Consider the following 15,855-nt stretch of genomic DNA (forward strand, 5'->3'; position numbering starts at 1 on the left):
TTTATTTACCATTGTCTGACGATTTTTTGAGATAAGACTTAGCCCAAGCATATCGTTGTGAATCTTTTTTCAGTAAATATTCTGCTGCTTCATGTCGTTTATTCTCATCTTTTGTACTCCTGACTACTCGTTTTCTCTCATCATCTATATCTTCAGGTTTAGCACCGCGTTTAATTGCTTGTTCATACCAATAATCTCCTTTTGGATAGTCACTTTTGTCATAACATATAGCACCCATTAAGGTATAAGGTTGATGACTATCAGGGTGATACTCCATAGCTTTTTTCGCACAAATCTCTGCATCAGCTAAGTTACCCATATCTCTGAATGCTGCACCTCTAGTAACTGAAATTGCTGATTTTAGCTTGCTTTCTTTGATTTGGTTTAAGTCTAAGTTAGTAAGTTTTAATGCCTGTTCAGGTTCATCTGCTTTGCGCCAATAACTACTAGCGGTGGGAATATCCCATTTATTTCCAGTGCGGTGAAATTCCTGCTCATAAAACTCTGCTTCTAGCCTGTAATATGCAAGAGCAATTTTCCCGCCAGGAGATAATAGTTCCTCTTCCATAAGCTGCAAAACCAACTTAGGATCTAGCCGTTCTTTTTTCTCTAATTTGACCATGATCGCGTAAAATGGCTCTAGCGCAAGTGAAAGATATATCAATCTATATTTTCTCTTGAGAATAGCGAAGTGCTTTTGTTGAGCGAGAACAATTATATCTTCACGTCTATTATTTTTCAGCCAATCAATTTCTGATTCATTAGGTAGTTCTCCTAAATCGATCTTAGATTTTAGGGTAGAGGCGTATTTTTCATTTGCAATTTCTATAATCTCAGTCAGCTTGCGTTTTTTGAGAAAGTTAATATCCTGTTCACCTAACTGATTGGACAACTCAAGCCTTTTGAGAATTTTATACAGGTGACTCTTAGGCGATGAATCCTCATAATGAGTTACTTTATACTTAAGTCTCAAGGCAGCAAATTCTCGTGTTTGTTGCAATTCTTGAGCAATGGCAATTGTTTCGCTAAGTCCTTGCTGTTCCAGCCAGTTAATTTCTAACTCACTCAAATTATTTTTAGCGTCAATGTTTTGGAGTATTAGATATAGTGGACTGGATAATGATAAATCAGAGTGTAGATTCGCTTGATATTTCTCTCTTAACTGAGCAAAGTGACTTTCTTTTACTAACTCTTGTTGTTGAAAAATTTCTGCCGTTTCAAAGAGTTCATTATTGATCAGCCAATGATATTCAGAATCACTTAAACGTTCTGTAACCTCTAACTTTTTTAGTATTTGATACAGGAAACTATCAGGATATGAGTCTTGATATTGACTAGCTTTGTACTGAGATTTAAGTTGAGTAAATCGCTTTACTTCTTGAGCAATTTGATTTGTTTCATATAAACCGGTCGCTCTCAGCCATTGAACTTCTAAATCAGTGAGTAAATTTCCTGATTCAAGTTTCAAAAGTATGAAATACAAATGACTAGATCGCCAGGAACCATTATGCTTTGTAGCTTTATACTTAGACTTTAATTTAGAAAATTCAAATTCTAGATTTCCGAATTCTTGCAATCTATATTGCTGTTCTTGCTTGATAGCTTCTAAAGTCTCCTCAAGCTGAGACTCTCCCAACCAATTAGATTCTAAGTCAAGAAGTTCAATTCCTAAGTCAAGTTTTCGTAGTATGAGATACAGCAAACTAGGGGGTAATGAATCCTCATATTGAGTTGCTTGGTATTTGGACTTTAAAGCAGCAAAGTGTTCTAAGCGATTTTGAGACTCTTTATCCATATTGATAGTAGATGCGATCGCACGTAGTTAAATGTGTTATCCGCTACTATAGCAATACAGATAAAAAAGGGCGAGTCAGACACCCACCCTCGAAGCATAAATATTTTATGAAAGTCAAAGTATAATCCCTACAACAGCTTACATTGTCCATGATGCCGTAACAAATGGTCACACAATACCAGCGCCACCATCGCCTCCACCATTGGAACTGCACGCGGTAGCACACAAGGATCGTGTCGTCCTTTAGCAGCTAATAGCGTTTCCTCACCTTCACGAGTTACTGTTTTTTGCTCTTTTCTAATTGTCGCCGTCGGCTTAAATGCAACTCGTAAAATGATATTTTCCCCGTTGGAAATTCCCCCCTGAATACCACCAGAACGGTTAGTTACAGTGCGAATTTCACCATTTTCATCAATATAATATTCGTCGTTATGCTCAATTCCGGTTAACAGTGTTCCGCCAAAACCGGAACCGATTTCAAAGCCTTTGCTAGCAGGGAGAGACATCACACCCTTAGCGATATCAGCTTCCAATTTATCAAATACTGGTTCACCCAAACCTTTCGGCACGTTACGCGCTACACATTCTACGACACCGCCGATAGAATCACCTTGTCTACCAACTTGCTCAATTAATTCAATCATGCGATCGCTACATTCAGCATCAGGACAACGAACGATGTTGCTTTCTACTTGTTCTAAGGTGACAGTATTTGGATCGACTACACCTTCCAAGTCCTTGATGCGCTTGACATAACCGATAACTTCAACATTGGCAACTTGACGGAGAATTTTTTTAGCGATCGCACCTGCTGCTACTCTTCCAATTGTCTCACGCGCTGACGATCTACCCCCGCCTTGCCAATTACGAATGCCATATTTTGCATCATAAGTTGCATCGGCATGAGAAGGACGATATTTTTCGGACATCTCGTCGTAGTCTTGCGAACGAGCATCTTTGTTCCGTACCAAAATTCCTATAGGCGTTCCTAGTGTTTTGCCTTCAAATACACCTGATAAAATCTCGCAGGTATCCGCTTCTTTGCGAGGTGTCGTAATTTTACTTTGTCCTGGACGCCTTCTATCTAATTCCAGTTGAATTTCTTCTGCCGAAATTTCTAGTTGTGGAGGACAACCATCAATCACAACCCCCACACCACCGCCGTGAGATTCACCAAAAGTAGTTATACGAAATAGATGACCAAAAGTGTTGCCCATGATCTTAAAGAAAAAGGATGAGGCTTATGTATTTTACCTAGAGTTTGTGCAAAAGTTAATTTTTATGCTTTGGCACTCGGAATGTTTGACGTATAACCTATACCTATACAAATAAGAAAGCGCCCTCCGTTACCAGAGGGCGCTTTCTTATTTAGCTAAACTTCAGAATTAACCGTTGATAGCAGGAGCGGTTAGAGCTACAGGAGCGGAATCGCCAGCAGCCAAATCTAGAGGGAAGTTGTGAGCGTTGCGCTCGTGCATTACTTCCATACCCAGGTTAGCGCGGTTGATTACATCCGCCCAAGTTGCAATCACACGACCTTCAGAGTCAATGATTGATTGGTTGAAGTTGAAACCGTTCAAGTTGAACGCCATTGTGCTTACACCCAAGGCGGTAAACCAGATTCCGATTACAGGCCATGCTGCTAAGAAGAAGTGCAGTGAACGGCTGTTGTTGAAAGAAGCGTATTGGAAGATTAGACGACCGAAGTAGCCGTGGGCTGCAACGATGTTGTAGGTTTCTTCTTCTTGACCGAATTTGTAACCGTAGTTAAGAGATTCGGTTTCAGTTGTTTCACGAACCAAGGAAGATGTAACCAAAGAACCGTGCATTGCACTGAACAAACTTCCGCCGAATACACCAGCTACACCTAATTGGTGGAAGGGGTGCATCAAGATGTTGTGTTCTGCTTGGAACACGATCATGAAGTTAAATGTTCCGCTTATTCCCAAAGGCATACCATCAGAGAATGATCCTTGTCCGATGGGGTATACCAAGAATACTGCACTTGCTGCTGCTACTGGAGCAGAATATGCGATCGCAATCCAAGGACGCATACCTAAGCGGTAGGATAATTCCCATTCACGACCCATGTAGCAGAATATGCCAATCAGGAAGTGGAAAATTACCAATTGGTAAGGACCGCCGTTGTACAACCACTCGTCTAAGGAAGCTGCTTCCCAAATTGGGTAGAAGTGCAAGCCGATAGCGTTGGAGGAAGGAACAACTGCACCAGAGATGATGTTGTTTCCGTAGATTAAGGAACCTGCAACAGGTTCGCGAATACCATCAATGTCTACTGGAGGAGCAGCGATGAAGGCGATTACGAAGCAAGCGGTAGCCGCTAGCAAGGTTGGAATCATTACTACGCCAAACCAACCGATGTAAATCCGGTTGTTGGTGCTGGTGATCCATTCGCAGAATCGATCCCATACGTTGGCGCTTTCGCGACGTTGTAAGGTTGTTGTCATTGTTTTATAAATGCGATTATTTGCAGATGAATTTAGGTAGGTTTGACTACCTGTTACACATCTTAAATAATTTATTGCGTTTTGTAAAGTACTTTCAGAAAAAACTTTCTCTTGGGATTTACGCACCCACAGAAAATCCCCAAAACTTTGAAAAAGCGGGGACTTTAGATTTTGGATTGTGAAAAATGGGTACTGGGGATTGGGGACTGGGCAAGAAAAGTATAATTAAAATTTATGAGTAAAATTTGGTTGCGGATCTGAATCTCCATCTAAATCTCCCTAATCCCCAGTCCCCAGTCCCCAATCCCTAGTTCAATTCGTTGCTGGCTGCTTGGATATGGACTCTATACCCACTTCCGGTAAAGATGGACGCACAGATAAATAAACCAATGGGCCGAATAGCGGTATCAACGCTATTAACCAGAAAAACTGCGGATTTTTCCAACCGCGACGCGCCATATCATCCCCCAGCAATGTGGGAAATAATAGGGAGAGTAAGCAAAAATCTAAACTCATCACATGGATGAAGCGGTTAGTTTGCCACTCTTGCACAAAACTGCCCCAATCTCCACCTCTTAAACCGTAGGTGACTAGAACAACCGTGGCTACTGTCAATACAAAACCAGTTACACGAGAATCTAGTAATTTGAGCAAGATATTCTTTTTACCGACAAACTGATTATTTGGTTCTCTAAAGGCTAAGTACGGCAACAAGGCAAAAGCACCAACTCCGAAAGAGACAGTAGCAAACAGCCAAGCAGGTATTTTTTGTCCTCTACCATCAATAAACACTACTGCACTGTAAATAAGAGGCCAGATGCCCATGAGGTTGAATAGTGCTATGACTAACGGGTTAACGCCTTGCCACTGCCCAATAGAAAGGTTTTTAATTAACTCGAATGTACCAGGTTGCTCAGGAGGCGCGAGGAAAAAAGCATAGACAACAAATCCCAGCCACAGCAAGCCAAAGGCAATTTTTCTAACCATGAAAGATTTTGGTAGTATTAATTATTGATTTTGCCGCTATAAATTGGGCTATCTGCCTGCTATTATATTGTCTATTCGGTTAGACCCGTAGTCGCTTATCCCTAAAATATCACCTGACACGATTTAAGGATTGAAATAACTGAAAGCTTCTGAGAGGTAATCAGCAGCAGATGCTACTACTGCGATCGCACTTTCATAATCTAGGCGCGTTGGCCCCAAAACTCCCACACTTCCTACGGGTATTGAACCTCGGCGATAGTTAGAAGAAATCAAGGTGCAGGTACGTATCGGTTCTAATGGATTTTCTGCACCAATACGAACTGTTACCTTTGGTTTTCCACCATCCTCTGGTTCTGGTTCTTCAAATATTAATCGCCACAGTTGGTCTTGTTCTTCTTCCAACAGGTGGATAATCGTTTGTACCTGCTGTAACTGTGAAAATTCTGGCTGGCGCAAAACTTCTGACACACCCCGAACCATAATTTGGGTTGCAGTCGGTGCAAGAGTCCGACGAGTCAATTCGGCAACTGAGTTTTTCAAAAATTCCCCGTAGCGTTGGAATTCTTGATCTAGTTCGCTCCAGTTGAGGTTGGCTAATTCCAACAGACTTCGCCCCCGCAAGTGGGTATTCAAAAAGTTAGAAACAATCTGTAACTCGCGATCGATTACCTCTGAATCTCGTTGTGTTTCTTCTGGTGTTGGCGACAAATCCATCAATTTGGAATGTGTCTCGTAACCATCTGTTACGACAATCAGCATGATCCGTCCGGCTTCAATTTGCACTAATTGCAGATGTCGCAATAACGCTGTAGTCGTTTGCGGCATTGTGATCAAGCTAATGCAACCACTCAAGGTTGCTAAAATCTGCGCAGCTCCTTGTAGTAGGGTTTCTAAACTCCGATCTTCCCACTGGAGATGCTTTTGCAGTGCTACCTCTACTTCTCGCCCTAAAGTTTCAGCACTACTTCCCTGCGGGACGCTGCGCGAACGCAGAGAAGGTGTAATTAGCTGGTCAACATAAATGCGATAGCCTGAATCTGAAGGTACACGTCCAGCAGAAGCGTGTGGTTGGTAGAGCAATCCAGACTTTTCTAAAACACCCATTACATTGCGAATTGTCGCCGAGCTTACACCCAGGTCGTACTCCTCAACCAAAGCCTTTGAACCAACTGGCTCTGCCGTAGCAATGTAGTGACGTACCGTTGCCCAAAGTATATGCTGTTGTCGATTTGTTAACTGAACTTCCATTATGGTATGTTTTGCTGAAGGCAAATTTTAATCAAACTCTCAAGAAATTTGTGGATTTAATCGAAAACAGAAAATATTAATAATTTATTAAGGTATCAAATTATATAACTATATTATGATAAGTATTTTTAAAGTTTATGTACAAAGCATTTTTTAAGATTAGGGTTGAAATAGTAGCTCAATTTTTTTGCAAAAGCTGCTAGTTATAATGTACCCTTCCGATGCTTTTTTCTAACCGTACTTTTGCATAAATTCCTGCTTGCAACAGTATTATTAGATACGTATTCTCTTCAGAGGCTACTACCGAACTCTAATTTAGAGCAATCCAACATTTTTTGTGCAGATGTACTTGATGCGCAAATTTCAAACTTTCCGGCAAGCCTCTAAATTGATGTACTTCTATCTTTAGCATAGCAAAAGTCAGATGGAAGAGTAAGTTCCATCTGAATGATGTATCCGAGCAGAAGCTAATACTGGGGAATTGAAGGGTCTACTAATTGGGAATAGGCATCAATACCACCCGAAATATTTTGCACATTTGTAAAACCTTGAGCAATCAACCACTGGCACATTTGGGCAGAGCGGATGCCGTGGTGGCATAGCACAAGGGTTTCAGTTTGGGGATTGAAGAGGGTAGGTACTTGATCTCCCCATTCGGTAAATTGACTTAAAGGTAGGTTGACAAAGCCCTCAATGCTAGCGATCGCCAATTCTTGTGGTTCACGCACATCTACTAGCTGAATACTTGCATCACTAGAAGAAAGACGTTGCGCCAGTTCTTCTACACTAATTTGATTCATGAGTTCCCTGTCATGAGGTTTTCGTAAACAGTCCTAATACTATTTATGGTGACAGAAAATTTCTGCCTTGACATCAGCATCCATAATCAAGGGGGTTGATTAATTCTGCTAGGCTTTCTGCTTAAATGGCTGTAAACCGTCTTTTTTAATAGGTTTAATGTGAATAGGCAACGTTCATTTATCGGTTTTATCGTCGCTGGGGCGATCGCCCTGCTAGTAATTGCGATCGCAGGCTTTTACTGGTTTTTCGCTAAAAGTCCGGCTAACCTCATTGCTTCTAGCTCTGGGCCTGGTGCAGCCATATTCGTGTCAAAGCTTTCCCCTGCAATGGTTTCATTATTGACAAATCCTGACCGTTTGCAGGCGTTGGAGCGCGAAGAGGAACTATCTAAACTCAAAACCAGTTTATTCGCCAAGAGTGGCATAGATTACAAACAAGACATTCAACCCTGGTTAGGGGATGAAATTACATTAGCGATCGCTACCTTAGATATCGATCGCGATCCAGAAAACGGACAACAGCCAGGGTATTTGTTGGCACTAGCAACCAAGCAACCGGAGAAAAGCCGCGAGTTTGTCGAATTGTTGTTTTCTAAACGAGCGTTAGCCGGAGCAACCTTAGCTGTTGAACAATATAAAGGTGTAAAACTGATTTCTGACAATTCTCAACCAGAACAAGACTTGCTTGCTGGTGCTGTTGTCGGTGAAGGCTTCGTCTTATTTGCCAACGATCCGAAAGTACTACGAGATGCTATCAATAACGTCCAAGCGCCCGATTTGAATTTAACTAGCTCACCCGAATACCAAAAAGCTACCAAAGAACGGCTCAAAGGGGTATTAGCTGTAGCTTTCTTGAATCTTCCCATCGTGGCAAAATGGCAAGGCTTAGAGTTACCAGAACAACTTTATAATAGCCAAATTATATCCTTGGTGTTAAATCCTAAAGGATTGCTGGCAGAAACTACCTTTTTGACTTCATCGGAAATTGTCCCTCCATCTGCACCACTATCTAAACCTGTGGGAGCATTACAGTATGTTCCAGCATCCGCAGGTTTAGCAATTTCCGGCTCAAATTTGAGTAATTTGGCTGATAGCGATCTAGCCAAACTCTGGAGACAAGCCACAGCTACTATATATGGTTCTGGGGAAGATGTGGTTTCTCGGTTAGCAAAACCTTTGGCGGATGTTCAAAAACGCTGGGGTATAAACTTACCAGAGGATATTTTTAGCTGGGTACAAGGAGAATATGCCATAGGATTGTTACCTGATAAAGAGCATACAACCCCACATTGGATTTTTGTGGTAGAAAAATCCGAGGGTGTGGAAAAAGGTGTTGCTCGTTTAGATGCGATCGCCTCATCCAATGGACTCAGTATTAATCCCCTGACTATAGATCAGCAAAAAATCTCCGCTTGGACAGAGTTAACCACAGCTACAAAAAAAAGTGATGTTAAAGAGGGAACATCCTTCAGTATTGAAACAAAAGTACAGGGATTGCATACAACTTTAGGAAATTACGAAATTTTCGCGTCTGACTTGGAGACGATGGATGAAATTCTCACAACCAAGAATAATTCCATAATTGACAATGCTAATTTCAAAGATAGTATCGCGGCAATTCCCCTACCAAACCAAGGTTATGTATATCTTGACTGGACAAAGAGCCAGAATTTGTTAGAGCGTCAAGTACCGATTCTCAAACTAGTGGAAGTCTTAGGTAAACCATTTTTTAACAACCTGCGATCGCTCACAGTCAGTAGTTATGGAACTGACACGCGATCACTCAAAGGTGGCGTTTTCTTCAAACTCCATAATTCGTGAGATTTTCATAGAAGCTGAAAGTACAGAAGGTAAAAAATTCTTTTATCTTCTGTACTTTTTTGCCTCGTGATATTTACTTGAATTTTATGTAGCATTTGCTAATCAATGGTTTGATTGCCAAAATGCTCCACTATCAACGAGCGCGATTTAATGCTGCTGTCTAGATCGAGAAACAACCTAGCAATTAGCTGTCCACTTTCCCAAACATCAACTGTGGCACATTTTAATGTGGCACAACCAACTGAAATTTCACTGGAATTTTTTCACTAGAATATGTATATATCATCACTAATTTAAAAGCCTGTTGGAGGGCTACTATGAAATACTGTTGCCCCCGACTTCAGTTTCGCGGCGGTTGGCTGTTGGCTATACTTACCGCCATTACAGCTACCCCTGCAATAGCACAGACAGCAAACTTTGCCACTTTAAATTTATCAACAAACTTTAATTCAGCAGAAGGAACAGTGCAGGGGTTTACAGGTGGTTCTTACTCATTGTCTGCCATAAGTAACCGCGATCGCGATCAAAAAGCCTGTATTGGCTTTGCCGATCCCAAACCAGATCATATTATGGTTTTGGAAAAGGACTTTTCCCAGCTAACAATCCAAGTCGATAGCAACAACAACGACACCACTTTAATCATCCAAGGCCCAGATAAAACAACAATTCGTTGCGGCGATGACACTGGTAAAAGTAAAGATGCTAGTGTTAGCGATCGCGACTGGAAAAGGGGCACGTATCGGATTTGGGTAGGTACATTTAACCCTGGAGTTAAGCGTGATTATACTCTGAAAGTGGAGCAACAGTGAATTGGGGAGTAGGGAGTGGGGATTAGGAGAAGCAGGGGAGCAGAGGAGACAAGGTGACTTGAGTGAAAACTTCCAACAAGTCTTTCCCCTTGTCCTCTTCACCAATCCCCCATTCCCAATTTTTAGGTGTAACACCTGAGAGGATAATATGGGAGAGTAGCTTGTTGTGCTTTCCGAGGGTGCTATCTCGTGCTATCTATACTGCGTGCTGACTTTCGTATCATATTTGAACGTGACCCAGCTGCCCGTAACTGGTTGGAAGTTTTATTTTGTTACCCTGGTTTGCAAGCCCTGTTATTCCATAGGCTAGCTCACTGGCTGTATAGTGTTGGTCTTCCCTTTATTCCGCGCCTGATTTCTCACTTGGCTCGGTTTTTGACTGGAATTGAAATCCACCCTGGTGCAACAATTGGGCAAAGTGTGTTTATTGACCACGGGATGGGTGTAGTAATTGGTGAAACTGCGATCGTGGGAGACTATGCCCTAATTTATCAAGGTGTCACCCTTGGGGGTACTGGTAAAGAATGTGGTAAGCGCCATCCTACTGTGGGTGAAAACGTCGTAGTCGGAGCTGGAGCGAAGGTACTGGGCAATATCCAAATTGGCAATAATGTCCGTATTGGTGCGGGTTCTGTTGTTTTAAGAGATGTGCCTTCAGACTGTACTGTGGTAGGTGTGCCTGGGCGCATTATGTATCGTTCTGGAGTTAGAGTTTCACCTCTTGAACACAATAACTTACCAGATTCAGAAGCTCAAGTAATTCGTGCTTTAGTAGACCGCATTGAGGCGTTGGAAGAACAAATACAAACTCTTCAGCGCAATTCTTCAGAAAAAACTCCTGTTTTAGTGGGTTGTTTAGCAGCGAAAGAGGATGAGCCAACCCACGATCCTCGCTGGTGCAACCTCAAAGATAAGACCATCCAGCAATTTCTAGATGGTGCTGGCATTTAAAAAGTGAGAAGTTAAGAGTGAGGAGTGAGGAATAAAAATCATAAATGCAGGTTTGCAGTTTCCAACTCCTAACTCCTGTAGAGACGCAATTAATCGCGTCTCTATTCCAATATTTAAGGATTTATCGCTTGGCTAGACCACTCTTGCTGATCGTTACGGTGGTAAAGACATCGATTTTGTGGTTCGCCACGTAATTCTAAGTGATCTACCTGCACTGGATCGAGTAGCAGTAAACAAAAATTAGGCACTGGCTGCACGGGTTCGGGTGCTGGTGGTGCAAAAGCTTCTGGGTTTTCAACTCTGAGTTTTCCAGGATGCGGCCAAGCAAACTGTAAACGCGCCGCATCACTTAATTCTTGCCACATTGCAATCCGTGCTAGCTGTAAATCCTCGTGAGAATTATCACCGCTTACCAGAGTCAAACAACCAGTGATGCGGAATTGTTCTCGTGTATTGGGGAAGTACCAGCAAATTTCTGCCCAAGGTTGTTGCTGTATTTGGTCGGCTTTGGCGCTACGGTTATCGGTGATAAATCTTAGCTGGTTTGTATCTTCCAGAAAGCCGCGAAAGACTAGGGTACGATTAGCTGGGCGACCATTCGCTTGTAGCGTTGCTAGTTGCAGGTAACGAGCATAAACAAGGCTGCGGTTGCGATGGAGTGCATGAGCGATCGCACCTCGCCAAGGAGCAAGAGACATATTAATTCGTAATTCGTAATTCGTAATTCGTAATTCGTAATTTTTGAAAGTCAGATTTAATCTGGGTTTCCAGGTTTGGGTCTGTTGTCTTATTTTAGACAATTGGTACAACACTAAGTAAATAATTTTGCAATTGTCTCTGTGTATGAGCGGGAATCTTATCCCCAATCAAACGGATAATATACAGAATCTTGGATAAATTCGTAGGTGATTTAATGGCAGAAATTCAAGTAGGTATTGAGGGTGAAGGCGCACCAGCAGCAGCCGAGGCTTTGCTAGAAATTCCTGGAATATCGGGAAGCTATGAAGTACCGACGCAAAGGGAGGGAACTTTGGCGGCTGTTGCTACTATTATCGGTATTGTGGGTGGTGTTGCGGCTTTAGCTGAACAAATTCGCAAATGGTATCAAGAATGGCATAAATCTCATCCAGGAAAGCAGTTTGATGTGGTAATTCTTGACCCTGAGACTGGAAATAGGATTTTACTCGAAGAAGCTACTATAGAGGAAATCACGGAAATCCTCAAATCTATCAGCAAATAAGTGCAAACTATCCGCATTCAACTTCGGGAATGTACGCAGGAAACAGTTGAACTCAGGTATTGGCTACCTCAAAAAAATCACTATGAATCACGTCGCCTGAAATTGGCAGAAATTGCTGATTTACTCAAGCAAGGCGAACGAGATTACTATAAACTGCTGCCCAATTTACCAGGAATCGGGCAGCAGTTATTTTTTTGGTTGGATGGGGATGGACGGTGGTTGAGTCGGGGAATTGCTAACTGTCGCGGTGAGGGGTTGGTAATTGCTATTGATACTGATCAAAAACTGGCACATCTACCTTGGGAAGTGCTGCATGATGGTGAGGATTTTTTGGTAAAGCGGGTTAATCCAGTGGTTTTGCCTCTGCGCTGGATTGAGAAAGAAACGGAAGGGTTTTCTGTGGAAGCACGACAATTGCGAGTATTGTTTATGGCAACCGACCCGGAAGATGTGGAACCAAAGTTAGACTTTGAACAGGAAGAGGCGAGAATTCTGGCAGATACGCGAGATTTTAATTTAGATTTGCGGGTGGAAGAAAGCGGTTGCGTTAGCGAGTTGGGTAAGGTGTGGAGTCGCTATTTTAATGACTTTGATGTGTTTCACCTCACAGGACACGCGTCAATTACTCCTGCTGAAGCGGAAAAGAACCCCACCCCCAACCCCTCCCCGCTTTTCGAGAGGGGAGCAGGTTTAGAGCCGAATACGCCTTACTTTATTACTGAGACGGAAATTGGGGATCGCCACGAAACCACAGCCGCAGAACTGGCCGAAGTCTTCCGGTTTCGCTTTCCCAAGTTGGTGTTTTTATCTGGGTGTCGGACTGGACAAGCACCAGATAAAGGGGCTGTCCCTTCAATGGCTGAGGCACTAATTTCCCAAGGGGCTAGGGCGGTTTTAAGTTGGGGGCGGCCTGTGGAAGACCGGACTGCCACAGCCGCCGCCGCGCACCTCTACGGGAAATTGGCAGCCGGATATCAATTAGCTGAAGCACTCGCTAGCACTTACCAGCAGTTGTTTAAACAGAATGTGCGTGACTGGCATTTGTTGCGGTTATATGTCCAGGGAGAATGTCCGGGTGCGTTGGTGGAAGTGTTGGGAGATATGCCACCCTCAGCGCCGGAACCTGCATACCAACATTTTTTAGATCCCGATACCCAACAGGTGCGGGTGGCGAAACCCTCTGAGTTTGTTGGGAGACGGCGGACTTTGCAACGTTGTCTCAAAGCTATTCGCACTTCATTAGGGGTACTAATTCACGGACTGGGGGGTGTGGGTAAGAGTACTGTGACGGCGCGACTTCTGGAAAGGATGGTTGGCTATGACAGGCTGGTGAACTTTCGGCAACTGGATGAGGATAAACTGCTCAAAACCCTTGCTGAACAATGTACCTCGGAACGGGGGCATGAAATTCTCAATGGCAAGTTACCCTTGATGCAGCGCCTCACCAAGTTTTTCAGTGAAGGACTGAATACCACAGAACAGCGCTTTGCCTTTGTGCTGGATGACTTTGAGGCTAATTTGGAATTACGAAATGGGGTTTATGTCTTGCAACCACAAGTTGTGGATGTACTGCTGGCGTTGCTGAAGGCGATGCAAAATTCCCAACTTCCCCACAAGGTAATTATTACCTGTCGCTACAATTTCACTTTGTCGGAACTGAATCATCGTCTGTACCGCGAACCTCTGGGGGCTTTGGGTGGGGCAGATTTAATTAAAAAGTATAATCGTCTCAATTCGTTTAATGGCAGTTGGCAATTTCAGCCAGATTTGCCCGAACGTGCCAAAAAAGCAGCAGATGGAAATCCTCGGCTGTTGGAATGGTTAGATAAGATTTTGCAAAATTCCCCGCAGTCGCCGTCAGCCGAGAGCGGAGTTGAGATGATTCTGCAAAAGATGGCAGATAAGGAAAAGGAATTTCGTGAGGATATTTTGGCACAGGAATTGCTGAAGCAGCAAACTCCAGCTTTGCGTCAAATGCTGGGGAAGTTGTTGGTGTATGAGTTACCTGTTCCTCTAGCTGCTATTTCCCCGATTTGTGAGGATATCTCAAGTTGGGAAAGTCATATTCAACGCGCTGAAATTTTGGGTTTGTTGGAAGTTACCCTCACCAATAACACAGAGAGGTTGTATCGTGTTCCCCGGATTTTGTCACCGTTGCTAGAGTTTCCAGAAAACCCCAAGGGTGAAGAGTTGTATAAACAAGCTGCACAAATTTTGTATCGCCTGTGGTGGGAAGAGGCGGAAGCTGCTACGGAAGCACAAGAGTTAGAAATTCATCGTTTAGGCTTGTTGGGGAAGGATGAAGAAATTGCGGCGAACATTGCCAGTTCTTTAGCAGAGAACTGGAAAAATAAAAGCCGTTTTCGGGAAGCAATACATCTGTACAAATCAACCTTAGAAATTACTACAAACTATAGTGTTCTCAACCAAATTGCTTATTGTGAACACCAAATGGGTGAGGTTGATCGAGCATTAAACTATTACCAACAAGCTTTAAATCTTTGTCCTGCAGAAGACGTAGCAGAATTAGCATCAATTTATCATCATTTTGGGATACTAAAAGCGACCAAAGGGGAAGTAGATGAAGCGATGGCACTTTTCAATCAGTCTTTGTCAATAAATGAACGCATTGGTAATGTCGAAGGCAAAGCAGCGACGTTGCACCAACTGGCACGTATCTACGCCAAGAAAGGGGAAGTGGATGAAGCGATAGCACTTTTCAATCAGTCTTTGTCAATAAATGAACACATTGGTAATGTACTAGGCAAATCGGCGACGTTGCACCAACTGGCACGTATCTACGCTGATAAAGGGGAAGAGGAGCAAGCAATCGCACTTTTCAATCAAGTCCTTGAAATTGATGAACGCATTGGAAATTTCCAAGGCAAAGCGGAGAATTTGCACCAACTGGGAAATATCTACGTCAACAAAGGGGAAGTGGATGAAGCGATCGCACTCTACAATCAGTCTTTGGAAATAGATGAACGCATTGGATATGTCCAAGGCAAAGCGGCGAATTTGCACCAACTGGCAGGTATCTACGCCAACAAAGGGGAAGTGGATGAAGCGATCGCACTTTTCAATCAGTCTTTGGAAATAGCTGAACGCATTGGAGATGTTCAACGCAAAGCGGCGACGTTGCACCAATTGGGAATGATTTACGCCAACAAAGGGGAAGTGGATGAAGCGATCGCACTCTACAATCAAGTCCTTGAAATTGATGAACGCAGTGGAAATGTCCAAGGCAAAGCGGCGACGTTGGACAGACTGGGACGTATGTACGCCAACAAAGGGGAAGTGGAACAAGCGATCGCACTTTTCAATCAGTCTTTGGAAATAACTGAACGTATTGGTAATGTCCAAACTAAAGCAGGGACGTTGCACGAACTGGCAGGTATCTACGCCAACAAAGGGGATGTGGATCAAGCGATCGCACTTTTCAATCAGTCTTTGGAAATAACTGAACGCATTGGAGATGTCGAAGGCAAAGCAATGACTCTGTGGTGCTTAGGATATTTGGCAGAACAGAAGGGTGAATACACTAAAGCGATATCCTATTTGCAACCAGCTTTAGAGATTTTGCAGCGATTGAAGTCATCATACGCTGAAGGTGTGCGTGCAAGTCTTGATAGGGTAATGCGTAATTCGTAATACTTCGGCTACGCTCAGTACAAGTTCGTAATTACTGAAAGATTTTTGTCTCACGCAGAGGCGCAGAGGCGCAAAGAAGAAGGCA

The 15,855-nt window shown here is 43.1% G+C and carries 12 protein-coding genes; 5 read left to right on the plus strand and 7 right to left on the minus strand.

What is annotated here, in order from left to right; genetic code table 11:
* Position 1: 1 nt before the first annotated feature.
* The 6 genes from CDG76_RS16535 to CDG76_RS16560 form a co-directional block, all read right to left on the minus strand.
* Positions 2-1,795 (minus strand): hypothetical protein, encoded by a 1,794-nt coding sequence (locus CDG76_RS16535; protein ID WP_094350082.1) that lies wholly within the window; start codon positions 1,793-1,795, stop codon positions 2-4.
* A gap of 128 nt (positions 1,796-1,923) precedes the next feature.
* Positions 1,924-3,012, minus strand: a complete 1,089-nt coding sequence (gene aroC / locus CDG76_RS16540) for a chorismate synthase (protein ID WP_094350083.1) — start codon at positions 3,010-3,012, stop codon at positions 1,924-1,926.
* A gap of 168 nt (positions 3,013-3,180) precedes the next feature.
* Positions 3,181-4,263, minus strand: coding sequence for a photosystem II q(b) protein (gene psbA, locus CDG76_RS16545; RefSeq protein ID WP_094350084.1), 1,083 nt, complete (start codon positions 4,261-4,263; stop codon positions 3,181-3,183).
* 312 nt (positions 4,264-4,575) lie between these two features.
* Positions 4,576-5,250, minus strand: a complete 675-nt coding sequence (locus CDG76_RS16550; protein WP_094350085.1) for a DUF2834 domain-containing protein — start codon at positions 5,248-5,250, stop codon at positions 4,576-4,578.
* 123 nt (positions 5,251-5,373) lie between these two features.
* Positions 5,374-6,498 (minus strand): heat-inducible transcriptional repressor HrcA, encoded by a 1,125-nt coding sequence (hrcA, locus tag CDG76_RS16555; protein WP_094350086.1) that lies wholly within the window; start codon positions 6,496-6,498, stop codon positions 5,374-5,376.
* Positions 6,499-6,965: 467 nt separating this feature from the next.
* Positions 6,966-7,298 carry a rhodanese-like domain-containing protein gene (locus tag CDG76_RS16560; RefSeq protein ID WP_094350087.1) on the minus strand — a complete coding sequence of 111 codons (333 nt, stop codon included), beginning with the start codon at positions 7,296-7,298 and terminating at the stop codon, positions 6,966-6,968.
* 159 nt (positions 7,299-7,457) lie between these two features.
* On the opposite strand from CDG76_RS16560, the gene CDG76_RS16565 reads away from it, so the two are divergent.
* The 3 genes from CDG76_RS16565 to cysE all read left to right on the plus strand — a co-directional run bounded on the left by CDG76_RS16565 (position 7,458) and on the right by cysE (position 10,879).
* A complete protein-coding gene (locus CDG76_RS16565) occupies positions 7,458-9,119 on the plus strand; it encodes a DUF3352 domain-containing protein (protein WP_094350088.1) in 1,662 nt (553 codons plus the stop codon).
* Positions 9,120-9,436: 317 nt separating this feature from the next.
* On the plus strand, positions 9,437-9,928 hold the full coding sequence (locus tag CDG76_RS16570) for a hypothetical protein (RefSeq protein WP_094350089.1): 492 nt from the start codon (positions 9,437-9,439) through the stop codon (positions 9,926-9,928).
* Positions 9,929-10,117: 189 nt separating this feature from the next.
* Positions 10,118-10,879, plus strand: a complete 762-nt coding sequence (cysE, locus tag CDG76_RS16575) for a serine O-acetyltransferase (protein ID WP_094350090.1) — start codon at positions 10,118-10,120, stop codon at positions 10,877-10,879.
* A gap of 113 nt (positions 10,880-10,992) precedes the next feature.
* Here cysE and CDG76_RS16580 read toward each other — a convergent pair whose 3' ends face one another.
* Complete coding sequence (locus CDG76_RS16580) at positions 10,993-11,577, minus strand: Npun_F5749 family FMN-dependent PPOX-type flavoprotein (RefSeq protein ID WP_094350507.1); 585 nt, start codon at positions 11,575-11,577, stop codon at positions 10,993-10,995.
* 215 nt (positions 11,578-11,792) lie between these two features.
* On the opposite strand from CDG76_RS16580, the gene CDG76_RS16585 reads away from it, so the two are divergent.
* Both CDG76_RS16585 and CDG76_RS16590 read left to right on the plus strand, forming a co-directional pair.
* Complete coding sequence (locus CDG76_RS16585) at positions 11,793-12,119, plus strand: hypothetical protein (RefSeq protein WP_094350091.1); 327 nt, start codon at positions 11,793-11,795, stop codon at positions 12,117-12,119.
* Positions 12,120-15,770, plus strand: coding sequence for a tetratricopeptide repeat protein (locus tag CDG76_RS16590; protein ID WP_094350092.1), 3,651 nt, complete (start codon positions 12,120-12,122; stop codon positions 15,768-15,770).
* Positions 15,771-15,855 lie beyond the last annotated feature (85 nt).

The organism is Nostoc sp. 'Peltigera membranacea cyanobiont' 210A (assembly GCF_002246015.1).
Lineage (GTDB): Bacteria > Cyanobacteriota > Cyanobacteriia > Cyanobacteriales > Nostocaceae > Nostoc.